Genomic DNA, 12,209 nt, shown 5'->3' with positions numbered 1-12,209 from the left:
ATACGGCCGAAAGAGAACCGGGCTTTCGGCGTACGAACTACCGTCGCGGCCGGGTCTTCGTGCGGGTTTCGTCAGCGGGCGCAATTCTCGGTAATATTCCGAAAGCCAGCCGGGCCCTCTCCGGGCTACCATCATTTCGTCCTCACGCCGCCCTGAATGCCCGAAGTGCACGCACCTTCCATCCCCGACTCCGCGCTGCAAGTCCTGCTCGTCGACGACGACGCCGAACTGCGCGACCTGCTGCGCAAGTTCTTCCAGCAGCGCGGCATTGCGTTCTCCGTTCTGCACGACGCCACGAATCTCGCGCGGCGGCTGGAGCGCGAACGGCCGTCCATCATCGTGCTGGATCTCATGATGCCGGGCGTCGATGGCCTCACCGCGCTCAAGCAGTTGCGCGCGCGCGGCGACACGATTCCGGTCATCATGCTGACCGCGCGCGCCGAAGGCGTGGACCGCGTGCTGGGGCTCGAACTGGGCGCGGACGACTATCTGGGCAAGCCGTTCATGCCGCAGGAACTGCTCGCGCGCATCCATGCAGTGCTGCGCCGGCAGGGGCCGCCGCCGCCCGCGGTGGTCCAGGAGAAGCGCGCCCCGTGCCGGTTCGGCCGTTTCGAGCTGGATTTCTCGACGCGCACGCTGCTGTGCGAAGGCGCGCCCGTCAAGCTCACGGGCGGCGAGTACGCGCTGCTCGAAGTGCTGGCCTCGCATCCGATGGAAACGCTGTCGCGTACGCGGCTCATCGAGCTGCTCCACGGTCCGGACGCCGACGTGACCGAGCGCGGCATCGACGTGCCGGTATGGCGCCTGCGCCGCCTGATCGAGGACGACCCGTCCAATCCCCGACGGCTGCAGACCATGCGCGGCATCGGCTACATGTTCATTCCCGACAACCCGGCCGATGAAGAATCCGTTTGATTCGATGTTCGGGCGGCTCGTCGTCACCACGGTGGGCCTGCTCGTGCTGGTTCACCTCACGTCGCTGCTGCTGATCGAGCAAAGCCGCGCGAGCCTTGCCGCCTTCCATATTTCGCGCGTCGTGGAGGCTGCCGCGAGCATGGGCGGGCGGGGGAGCGGCGGCGATCGGTCGGTGGCCGACATCCTCGGTATTTCGTTCGCGGACCTGAAGCAATTGCCGGCCGCCGACGCGCAGCGCTTTCGCGGCGACACCAATGGGCCGATCGAACGGCAATTGCGGCACGTGCTGCCGTCGGGCACCCACGTGGCAATGGACGGCGACGGCACGCTGCGCGTGCTCCCCGCGGGCAGCGCGCGCGGCATCGTGCTGCCGCAGGCCGATGTGCCGCTCTACCGCTTCACCGGCGCGCTGGCGTTGACGCTGGCGTTTGCCGTCGTGGTCGCGGTGATGCTCGCGTGGCGGTTCAACGGGACGGTGCGCGACCTCGCTGCCGCGGCGCGCGAGCATCGTACGGGCGTTCATGCGAGCCTCGTGCGCAAGCGCGGACCGCGTGAAGTGCGCGAACTGATCGACGACTTCAACGACATGACGCGCGAACTGGCCGAGGCCGAACGCGAGCGCGCCGTGATGCTCGCGAGCATCGCGCACGACCTGCGTACGCCGCTCACGCGCATGCAGGTGCGTGCGGATCTGCTGACCGATCCCGGCGATCGCGACGGCTTTCTGCGCGACACCGAATCGATGTCGCGCGTCATCACGCAGTTTCTGGACTTCGCCCGCGAAAGCCCTGAAAGTTCGCCGCAGACGAGCGTGGACGCCCACTGCCGGCGCGATTACACCGACGCGCTGGCTCCCGGCGGCGCAGCGGACACCGACGCGCTGGTGATGCTCGATCTGCGCGCCGGGCCGGACTTCACGCTGCCCATCGTGGATATCGACCGCATTCTCTCGAACCTCGTCGAAAATGCGCTGACCTACGGCGAGCCGCCCGTGGAAATCGCCACGCGAGCGCATGACGGGCACTACGAGCTCGTGGTGCGTGATCACGGGCCAGGCGTGTCCGAGCCGGACCTCGACCGCGTGCTGCGTCCGTTTGTCCGGCTCGATCCTGCGCGCGGCGGCACCGCGCACAGCGGCCTCGGCCTCGCCATCGTGCGCCGCCTCGTTCGCCATCACGGCGGTACGCTGCAGATTGCCAACGCGGCCGACGGCGGGCTCGTCATCACGATGAGGTTTCCGAACAACAGTGGCGCGCGGTGAGGCGTGATGAAGCGCCGCATGCGGTGCCTTCTCCCGTTTGCATGCCCGCCCGCGGCGGCTAGTCGAGCTTCCATGCGCGCATCGCGTCGGCAAGCGTGCGGGCGCGTCCGTTGAGGTCCTCGGTGGTGCGGCAACCGATAAAAAGACTATACGTCGTGGATCGTTTGCGAGGACGGATAGTCACCGGATTCGACCCCGTGTCAGGGCGAATTGACCAATATATTCAGCCATCGTGAGGAATACTTCCTCAGGCACGGAAAGCGCGAATTACAGTAAGTCTTCCTGCTTGCCGACATAACGAAACAACACAAGGGGAGGAAGAACGTATGGGCTCCATGACAGTCGGCAGGAAGCTGGGCGCAGCATTCGGTATCGTCGTACTAATTGCGTTGATCGGCAGCGCCATCTCGATCGTCAATTTTCTGAAGCTGAACCAGGCGAACGGCTGGAACGTTCATAGTTATCAGGTTCTGCGAGCGAACGACGACATGTTGACCAGCATGGTCAACATGGAGACGGGCGTGCGCGGCTACGTGGCTGCGGGAGACGACCGGTTTCTGGAGCCCTATAAGGCCGGCCTCAGGCAGTTCGCCAAGTCGTTCGACGTCGTGCGCAGCCTCACATCGGACAATGCCGCGCAACAGCGCCGTCTCGAGACGCTGCGCGACATGCATCGGAAGGTGGCGGAGGTCGACGACAAGCTGATCGCGATGCGGCGTGACGTCAATGCCGGTACGCAGCCTGCCAACGTGCTGATCGACTACTTCAAGCAGGGCGACGACAAGCAGTTCATGGATCGCTATCGAGCGGTAGCCGCCGAGTTGAACGAGGCCGAGCAGTCGCTGCTCGATCAACGTTCAGGAGAGGTGGCCAGCTTGACCGCGTTGACCAAGGTGACGCTCGCGGCAGCGGGCGTCATCACCGTCATCCTGTCGATCGTGCTGGGAACCGTCATCACCCGCGGCATCATGCGGTCGCTGGGCGGCGAGCCTGCCGACGCCGCGGCCGTGGCCGGACGTATTGCCGAAGGCAATCTCGAAGCACCGGTGCCGGTCGCGCCGAATGATCGCGGCAGCCTGATGGCGTCGCTCGAATCGATGCGGCGGCAACTGAGCGGCATCGTGTCGGAAATTCAGTCGACCGCGGAATCGATCACGACTTCGGCCGGCGAAATCGCGCAGGGGAACCTCGATCTCTCGCAGCGAACGGAAGAGCAGGCGGCGTCGCTCGAGGAAACGGCGGCCAGCATGGAGCAGTTGACCGCGACGGTTCGTCAGAATACGGAAAACGCGAAGCAGGCGAATGCGCTTGCGGGCAGCGCCTGCGAGGTCGCGATGCGCGGCGGCGAAGTGGTGAACGAGGTGGTCGACTCCATGCGCGCCATTTCGAGCAGTTCCGGCAAAGTTGCCGAAATCATTGCCGTGATCGAAGGAATTGCGTTCCAGACGAACATTCTCGCGCTGAACGCGGCAGTCGAGGCCGCGCGTGCGGGCGAGCAGGGGCGCGGGTTTGCGGTGGTGGCCGGCGAAGTTCGCACGTTGGCGCAACGCAGCGCGAATGCGGCGAAAGAAATCAAGGACCTCATCAACGGTTCGGTCGAGAGCGTGGCGCTGGGGTCCCAGCAGGTCGAACGCGCGGGCGCGACCATGTCGGACATCGTGCAGTCCGTGCGGCGAGTGACCGACATCATGAATGAAATCGCATCGGCCTCGGACGAGCAGGGAACGGGTATCGAGCAGGTCAATGTCGCCGTGGGCCAGATGGATTCGGTCACGCAGCAGAACGCGGCACTCGTCGAGCAGGCGTCGGCAGCCGCGCAGGCGATGGCGCAGCAAGCGACCACGCTGCGCGACGTGGTCGGGGTATTCAGGATCGGACGCGTCGCCGCGCGCTGAGGACTTGGCCCTCGGTGCTTCGCCGGAAGTCGATGCGAGTGGGAGCCGAGCCGCTCGCGCGGCGAAGTTTTCGTAGATCCGACGCGGCCGGTCCGCGCGGACCGGCCCTGCGCACGACGCACGGCAATCGCGCACGTCGGGGCGGGCAGTCGGACGCCGATCACCCCCCGGCGTCCGCCCCTGCCAGCCGCTTGCTCAACTGCCCTGCAAACGGATATCGCGCGACGACGCACCGACATACACCGTGCCGCGCGCGACGTAACGCCAGCCGTTGTGCGACGTGTCCCACACGCTCTGCATGCGCGGCGTCACGGTGATGCTGACGCGTCGCGCGTCGCCGGGGTTGAGCCGGACCTTGTCCCAGCCGACCAGGCGTTTCGGCGGTTCATCCTTGGACGGCACGCCGAGGTAGACCTGCGGCGTTTCCGTGCCGGCGACGCGCCCGTCGTTGCGCACGGTGAACGCGACGTTGAGCGAGCCGTCCGGCTGCCGCGACACCGACAGCCCCGAGTATGCAAAGTGCGTGTACGACAGCCCGTGGCCGAACTCGAACAACGGCGCGATGTTGTGCGCGTCGTACCAGCGATAGCCCATGTTCAGCCGTTCCGCGTACAAGGGATCGTTGTCGAACCCGCCGTTTTGCACCCACGCCGGCGAGTCCTGATCGCGCGCCGGGAACGTCACGGGCAGCTTGCCGGACGGATTCACCGCGCCGAACAGCACGTTCGCGATCGCATTGCCGCCGCCTTCGCCCGGATACCACGCTTCGACGATCGCCGACACGCGATCCTTCCACGGCATCAACACCGGATTGCCGCTCTCGACCACGACGATCGTGTGCGGATTCGCGCGCGCGACCGCTTCGACGAGCGCATCCTGATTCGACGGATTCGCGAGGCGCAGACTCTGCAGATCGCCGAAGTCCTCGCCGGCCGGCTGCGCGACCACGACGATCGCCACGTCGGAATGGCCCGCGAGCGTCGCGGCCTGATCGATTTCCTGCTGCGTGTAGGCGCGGAACGGCGACTGCTGATCGCTGTTGCCCGCGAACGTCACGCGTGCGGACGGCGCGAGCGCGCGGATCGCCGCGACGATCGGCACGTCGACCTTCAGCCACGGATTGCGCCACCAGCTGCAACCGGTCGAGGATCCGAACACCAGCCCGCCGCAGCCGGCGAACGAACCGGTGACGGGGTCGCGCGTGTTGCCCGAGCCGCCGCCGGACAGCACGGCCGCATCGGCGTGCCCGCCGATCACCGCGATGCGCGACAGCGCGGACGCCACCAGCGGCAACTGGTTGCCGTCGTTCTTCAGCAGCACGATCGACTGCTCGGCGACCCGTTGCGCGAAGCGGTTCGCGGCCGCGAAATCGATCGTGCCGCCGGCCTTCGCTGGGTCATCCATCACGCCGACGCGGATCATCACGGCCAGCTTGCGGCGCACCATGTCGTCGAGGCGCGCGGTCGATACCGAGCCGTTCGCGATCGCCTGCTTGACGGCCTCGGGCGTCAGGTAGACGGTCGGCCCGACGTCCTCTTCCTCGTCGAGCCCGGCGTTGATCGCGGCGGCGGTGCTGTGCGCCGCGCCCCAGTCCGATTGCACCTGCCCCTGGAAGCCCCATTCGTTCTTCAGCACGTCGTTGAGCAAATGGTTGTTCTCGCACGCATACGTGCCGTTCAGGCGGTTGTAGCTGCACATCACGCTGCCGGGTTGTCCGCGTTTCGCGGCGATTTCGAACGGCAGCAGATAGAGCTCGCGCAGCGTGCGCTCATCCATCTGCGTGTTGCCGCCCATCCGGCCATGCTCCTGTTCGTTGCCTGCGTAGTGCTTGATCGTCGCGATCACCTTGTGCTGCTGCGTCGCGATCGTGCGTTCCGCGAGCAGCTCGCCGGCAAGCATCGGGTCTTCGCCGAGATACTCGAAGAGCCGGCCGCCGCGCGGCTCGCGGGCGAGATTCGTGCCGCCGCCGAGGCCCATGCCGAACCCTTGCGCGCGCAACTGAATCGCGACCTGCTTGCCGAAGTCGTACGACAGCCGGCGGTCCCAGCTCGCGGCGAGCGCGATCGTCGCGGGGAACGTCGTGCTCGGCTGCGACGTGCTGCCGGAGCCCGTTGCCGAGTCGACCATGTTCAGGTCGGGAATGCCGAGCCGCGGCACGCCCTGGATATAACCGGCGCCGCCGCCCGGCACCTTCGACATCTCGTACTGGGAATGGATGAACTGCAGCTTTTCGTCGAGCGTCATCTTGCGCACGAGCAGGTCGGCGCGCTGCTGCGCGGCCGACGACGCGAACGCGTCGGCTGCACTGCCCGGTGAATCGAAATCGGCGTTGGCCGCATAGACGCTGGTGCAGAGGGTCGCTGCCAGCACGGCGGCCGGCCAGAGTTTGTCCCGCATGTTGCTCTCCATGATCGTATTGCCGGTTGTTCGGATGATGTCTGGAGCTGCACACGTTCGATCGATTCGCATCGAACGCCTTCGGCCGGCGATGCACGGTGATTGCGCGTCGGCACGCCACGCCGGGCGGGGAATCGTTACGGCCGGTTGGGCGCGAACGGCACCGACGACGGCGACGCGGACCGTCGAACGCTGCCGAATCGTATGTAGCGATTCTCTGCAGCGACCAATCCTACGAATGTAGTTTGGCTACAGCATCGGTGTTTGTACCGATACGTACGATCTTTTTTTGACGCGGTCGTGCGGGGTCGCGAAAACGCGGTCATCGTTCCCGAGTGCCGCGATGCAGCGTCGTAACAACTACCTGCATTCCGGCGGTTGCGTCGAAAACGCTGCACATTGCCGCGCACTGAACCGGCCGCCGAAACGCCGTTGGTGCACTGCGACGAACGTAAGTGAGGTGGCTCACATACGCATCGCGCGGGACGGTATTCAATCGCGTGATGCCGCATCGCCGGGTGCGCGCCGGAGGGCGTGTTTTGAAAATGTAATGTGCCGTACCGAATGCGGCGGCATCGAATGGCCTAATCGCCGCGTGGGAGCAGGCCGAGTGCCAGGCCTGCGACGCCGATTCCGCGAGCGCGTAACGGCCAGGTGGCGCAGCACGAATCAAACAATTGCAAAGACCAAGCTCAACCCAGAGGCGCCTGCACGTCAGGTGATGCTCGACAGACACGCGCGGCCCGCTCGGGCATGCGGGTGTTTTCATATACGGGTGTATTCGTGGGAACCCAAATCGATACGCAAGGACGGAGCCGGCTACGGGGATACGGCTCAACGCGTCGCAACGTCAGTCGTTCCCGATCCGTCGAATGCGGCCGCCCGGGCATGCGTGTGCGCTGCGCGCGCACGCTGCGGCTGCGCCCGCCGATGTACGTGCAATGCTTTTCGCAGTCCGGCTGCTCGCCCCGAGGCGGAGCGCCGGCGCATCGGGCGTTCAGCGCGAGGACCGCATCATGATGCCGATTCAGTTCGACGGTTGTGTCGGCTGGCTTCACGCGGGCGATCGGTCGCATGGGATCGTGATCTGCGAGCCGCTCGGCCACGAGGCGTTGTGGCTTCACAAGCTCGTGCGCTCGCTCGCCGAGCGCCTCGCGGAGCGCGGCTTTCCGGTGCTGCGATTCCATTACCCGGCGAGCGGCGACTCGCTCGGCGACGAACACGATGCCGAACGCTTCGACCGCATGCTCGCGAGCGTCCGGCATGCGGTCGACGCACTGCGCGAGCGCGTCGCCGTCGATACGCTGTCCGTCGTCGGCATGCGCGCCGGTGCCACGTTGGCGTTGCTGGCCGCGGACGGCATTCCCGAATTGACCCGCTTCGTCGCGCTGGCGCCGGTGGTGCGCGGACGCGGCTATCTGCGCGAGCTGTCGCTCGTCGCACAAAGCTGGCTCGACAACGTATCGCCCGCGGTGCGCGACGCGGTTCGCGACGAACGGCCGCTGCGCGTGCTCGGCCATGTGTATCCCGAAGATCTCGTCGAGCGCCTGCGCAGCATCAATCTGAGCGAGTGCGTCGCAAGCGCGCGCGTGTTGCCCGCGCGCGCGTTACTCGTCGATGCGCCCTACGGCGACGGCTCCGCGCTCGCGGATGCGTTTGAGGCGCGCGGCGTGTCGGTGGAGATGCGCACCTGCGCCGACTGGGGCGGCATGATGCGCGAGCCGGTGTGGTCGCGGCTGCCCGCCGGCTTGCTCGACACGGTCGTGAACTGGATCGACGACGGCACCGACGGTGGCGTACGCGGGCCGCTACCCGGCGCCGGGCTGGGCGTGACGTTGACGGCGCAGAGCAGCGTCGAACGTATCGTCGCCGTCGAGCCGGCTCGAATGATCGGCGTGCTGTGCGAGCCGGCCGGCATGGTCCGGCGCGCTGCCGCACCGACGCTGCTGATCGCCAATACGGCGACCAATCCGCGTGTCGCCGACGGTCGCTTCGCGGTCCGGCTTGCGCGCTCGCTCGCGGCGGCGGGGATCAGCAGCCTGCGCATCGATTCGACCGGCGTCGGCGACAGCGGCCCGCGCGCGACGGACGATCAGTCGAACATTCCGTATTCGGATCAGGCGATCGCGGATGTCGTCACGGCGGCGCGCTGGCTGAACGCGCACGGGCATCGCGAGATCGTCGCGTTCGGCATCTGCTCCGGCGCGTATGCGTCGCTTCATGCGGCCGCGCGCGAGCAACTGGCCGGCGTGATCGCGGTGAATCTGCCGGCGTTCGTCTGGCCGCGCGGGCAAACGCTCGCCGATGCATTGAACAACCAGACGAATTCGATGCGCGGCTACTGGGCGTCGCTACGTTGCGGTCGCAAGCTGCGCCGGCTGCTGACCGAAGGACGCGACCTGCGGCCGGTGCTGCGTGCGATGTTCCGGTTCGCCGCGGGGGTCGCGACGGGGCCGCTCAAGCGTGTCGGCGAACATCTCGGCTGGCGGCCCGGCAAGGACACGCCGCGCGGCATGCTGCGCGACATGTCGGCGCGCGGCATCCGCACGCATCTGGTCTACGGCACTTTCGACCCGGGCGTCGACGTGCTCGTCCGCCACTTCGGTCCTGCGGCGCATGCGTTCGCGCATCTGCCGAACGTGTCCGTCGACATGAAGGACGCGCTCGATCATTCGTTGCACGGCGATGTCGCCGCGCAGTACGTCGTGACGCGCTGCGCGACGCTGCTGTCCGGCTGGGATGCGCCGGCCGAACTCGCCATGCCCGCGCAGCCCGAGCACGCACCGCTGTAGCGCGCTTACGGCACGTTCGCGCGGCATGCGGCGATCGCATCGTCGCAGCCGCCCGTACGCTTCGCGAGCCGCATCGCCGCAGCACGGCGCCTGCCGCCAACGTAACCGGACGAACAGATCGCGCGCGTCGGCGGCCGTATCCTGACGCTGTCGAATTTTCATGCGAGCCTGTTCGCAGGCGCAGCCGCGACCCCGCCCAGGAATGACAATGAAGCAAGCGTGCCGGAAACATCGGAAGTGGAAAGGCCGTCACGGCGAGCGCGCGATGCGCGCGCGCTTCGACGCGTCGGCGCACGACGCGGCCTCGCGCGCCCGGCATTGCGGCGGCCGGGGGCGAGCGTGATGCGCGTGCTGGTGATCAACGACTTCGCGCGCAAGGGCGGCGCGGAGGAGGTGTACCGGCTGTCCGCCGACGTGCTGCGCGCACGCGACGGCGTCGCAGTCGAGACGTTCGATCAGCAGGCGGTGCCCGAGCTGGCCGGCAGCGCGCGCGCGCATGCGTGGTCGCCTGCCGCCGCCCGCGCGCTCGACGCGCTGCTCGACCGGTTTCGCCCGCAACGCATCCTCGTGCACAACTACCACAACCTGTTGTCGAGCGCGATCCTGCCCGTGCTCGCGCGCTACAAGCGCCACGCAGATTGCGGCCTGTTCATGACCGCGCACGACTACCACCTGCTGTTCTACAACCCGAGCCTGCTCGTCTACTCGCGCGGCCGCGCGCAGCCGTTGTCGATCGAACGATTGCGCAGCCGCCGGCGCATCGCGATGACGGCCAGCCCGCGCGGCTTCGTCCACGACGTCGTGAAGAAGCTGCACTGGCATGCGGTCGATACGCTGTTCGATCCGCTTGGGCTGTTCGACGAGATTCTGTGTCCGAGTCCGTTCATGCGCGATCTGATCGCGCAGCGCGGTCGCGCCCGCGCGACGCTCGTGCGCAACCCGATCGATTCGACGCTGGTGCCGCGTCCGCCGAAACCGCCGCGCGGCGAGCGGCTCGATCTCGCCTTCGTCGGCCGCGTGGACTGGGACAAGGGCCTCGCGCCGTTCCTCGCGCTGATGAGCGGGCCGGCCGGCGATGCGATCGCGTCGCTGACCGTCTACGGCGACGGAACGGAGCGCGGCGAGCTGGAGCGGCAATACGCGGCGCTCGTCGAATCGGGGCGGTTGCGTTTCGCCGGCCGCGTCGACCATGCCACGCTGTTTGCCGCGCTCCCGCTCCATGACGCGCTGATCTTGCCGTCGATCTGGGCCGAGAATGCGCCGCTCGTGATCGTCGAGGCTGCGATGCTCGGCTTGCCGGCGCTCGTCCACGACATCGGCAGCCTGTCGACGTTCGGCGACGAGATCGGCCACAAGATTCTCTACCGCAACACGCCCGACGGCTTCGCGCGTGCGCTCGCCGAATTGCGCACGCATCTCGCTATCGCCGATCGTCGCTACGACTGGTCGCCTTACTCGGTCGAGTGCTACGCCGCGTCGCTGTGTGCGGTGCTCGGCATCGACGCGCACGCACCGCGCGCGTGTGCGCCTTGACGGTCGGCACACCGTTCTCTCACCGCCTGAAAGCCCGATGACCGCTGTTCGAAAAAACTTTGCGTTGTTGTTCGCGCTGCAAATCTCGACGTATGTCGTGCCGCTCGTGACGCTGCCGCTGCTGACGCGCGTGCTCGGGCCGCAGCAGTATGGGCGGCTGTCGTTCGTCCTCGCGGTCACCACGTATTTCATCAATCTGGCCAATTACAGCTTCGACCTGACGGCGACGCCGCGCGTCGCGCTCGCGAACGGCAAGCTGGAGCGCTCGCGCATCTTCTGGGCGACCGTCAGCGCGCAATGGGCGATCACGGTCGCCGGGTTCGCGGTGCTGCTCGCGTTGACGCTGCTCGTCCCGCATTTCGCGGCGGAACGCACGGCGCTGCTGATCGGGTTCGGGATGGCGGTCGGCGCGGCGCTGACGCCCGGCTGGTACTTTCAGGGCATCCAGAAGTTGAGCGTCTACAGCGTCACGGTGGTCGTGTACCGCGCATGCAGCGTCGTCGCGTTCTTCGCCTGGGTGCGCACGCCGGACGATCTGCTGCACGCGGTCGCGATCAATGCGGCGGTGCCGGTGCTGTGCGGCGTGACGTTGCTCGCGTACCTGTTCCTGCGGCGCGAGGTCGACAGCGTGCGCGTCGGCGTGGCCGATATCGCCGCCGCGCTGAAAGGCGGCTCGCAGGTGTTTCTCGCATCGACGTCGATCTCGTTCTACGCGTCGACCAACACCGTGTTGCTGAGCATCGTCTCGGGCAGTGTCGCGGCCGGCTATTTTGCCGCCGGCGACAAGCTGATCCGCGCCGCGGTCGGGCTGCTGCAACCGCTGAGGGCCGCCACCTATCCGCACGTCACGTACTTGATGCACCACGCGCGCGACGACGCGTTCGCGTTCCTGCGCAAGCTGATCGTGCTGCAGGGCGCGCTGGTGCTGGCGATGTCGGCGACGATCTACGTATGCGCGCCGTTCGTCGTCAGGATGCTGTACGGCGATGCGTTCGCGCCGACGGTCGGCGTGCTGCGCTGCCTCGCGCTGGTGCCGTTCATGGCCTGCATGACCGACCTGTTCGGCGTTCAGACGATGCTGCCGATGGGCATGAAGCGCACTTTCAGCATCATCCTGATTTCGTCCGGCGCGCTGAACGTGACGCTGCTGCCGCCGCTCGCGATGCTGTTCGCGGAACGCGGTGCGGCCATCGCGGTGCTGATCGCCGAATCGGCCGTGGCGGTCGCGCTCGCATACGTGCTGTGCCGCGAACGCGTGGGCCTGCTGAACCTGTCGGCGCGTTCGGGATGACGCGATCATGCGCGGGGTGGGGTGGTAGGGAGAGCGGTGAGGGTGTGACGCGCCGGATCTCCACGCGGCCTCGGTGCTGCGCCGGAAAGGCGGCGCGCACTGCCGCCGCCTTCCCGCGAACCGCC

At 67.2% G+C, this 12,209-nt stretch carries 7 protein-coding genes; 6 read left to right on the top strand and 1 reads right to left on the bottom strand.

Annotation, left to right across the window (positions count from 1 at the left end; all coding sequences use genetic code 11):
• The first annotated feature begins 156 nt into the window (after nt 1–156).
• The 3 genes from C3Y15_RS16175 (at nt 157) to C3Y15_RS16165 (ending at nt 4,071) form a co-directional block, all read left to right on the top strand.
• Nucleotides 157–915, top strand: a complete 759-nt coding sequence (locus tag C3Y15_RS16175; protein WP_011882047.1) for a response regulator — start codon at nt 157–159, stop codon at nt 913–915.
• Nucleotides 899–2,176: an ATP-binding protein gene (locus tag C3Y15_RS16170; protein WP_069240141.1), complete on the top strand. Its 1,278-nt coding sequence runs from the start codon at nt 899–901 to the stop codon at nt 2,174–2,176. The genes C3Y15_RS16175 and C3Y15_RS16170 overlap by 17 nt, the downstream gene beginning before the upstream one ends.
• A 326-nt stretch (nt 2,177–2,502) precedes the next feature.
• Entirely contained in the window at nt 2,503–4,071 is a 1,569-nt protein-coding gene (locus C3Y15_RS16165; protein WP_059738551.1) for a methyl-accepting chemotaxis protein, read from the top strand.
• 195 nt (nt 4,072–4,266) lie between these two features.
• Here the strand turns inward: C3Y15_RS16165 and C3Y15_RS16160 are convergent, their stop codons facing one another.
• Nucleotides 4,267–6,468 carry a glycoside hydrolase family 3 C-terminal domain-containing protein gene (locus C3Y15_RS16160; RefSeq protein ID WP_069246602.1) on the bottom strand — a complete coding sequence of 734 codons (2,202 nt, stop codon included), beginning with the start codon at nt 6,466–6,468 and terminating at the stop codon, nt 4,267–4,269.
• A 1,016-nt stretch (nt 6,469–7,484) separates the two neighbouring features.
• Here C3Y15_RS16160 and C3Y15_RS16150 point away from each other — a divergent pair.
• From C3Y15_RS16150 to C3Y15_RS16140, 3 genes are all read left to right on the top strand, one after another.
• Nucleotides 7,485–9,260: an alpha/beta hydrolase gene (locus C3Y15_RS16150; RefSeq protein WP_069240616.1), complete on the top strand. Its 1,776-nt coding sequence runs from the start codon at nt 7,485–7,487 to the stop codon at nt 9,258–9,260.
• 342 nt (nt 9,261–9,602) lie between these two features.
• The gene (locus C3Y15_RS16145; protein ID WP_041494151.1) at nt 9,603–10,793 is read left to right on the top strand and encodes a glycosyltransferase family 4 protein; all 1,191 of its coding nucleotides are present in this window, start codon (nt 9,603–9,605) and stop codon (nt 10,791–10,793) included.
• A 37-nt stretch (nt 10,794–10,830) separates the two neighbouring features.
• Nucleotides 10,831–12,084 (top strand): flippase, encoded by a 1,254-nt coding sequence (locus tag C3Y15_RS16140; RefSeq protein ID WP_014725014.1) that lies wholly within the window; start codon nt 10,831–10,833, stop codon nt 12,082–12,084.
• Nucleotides 12,085–12,209 lie beyond the last annotated feature (125 nt).

Origin of the sequence: Burkholderia sp. B10 (assembly GCF_004368385.1) — a bacterium.
Classification (GTDB): domain Bacteria; phylum Pseudomonadota; class Gammaproteobacteria; order Burkholderiales; family Burkholderiaceae; genus Burkholderia; species Burkholderia vietnamiensis.
This window is presented reverse-complemented; position numbering and strand designations above follow the sequence as displayed.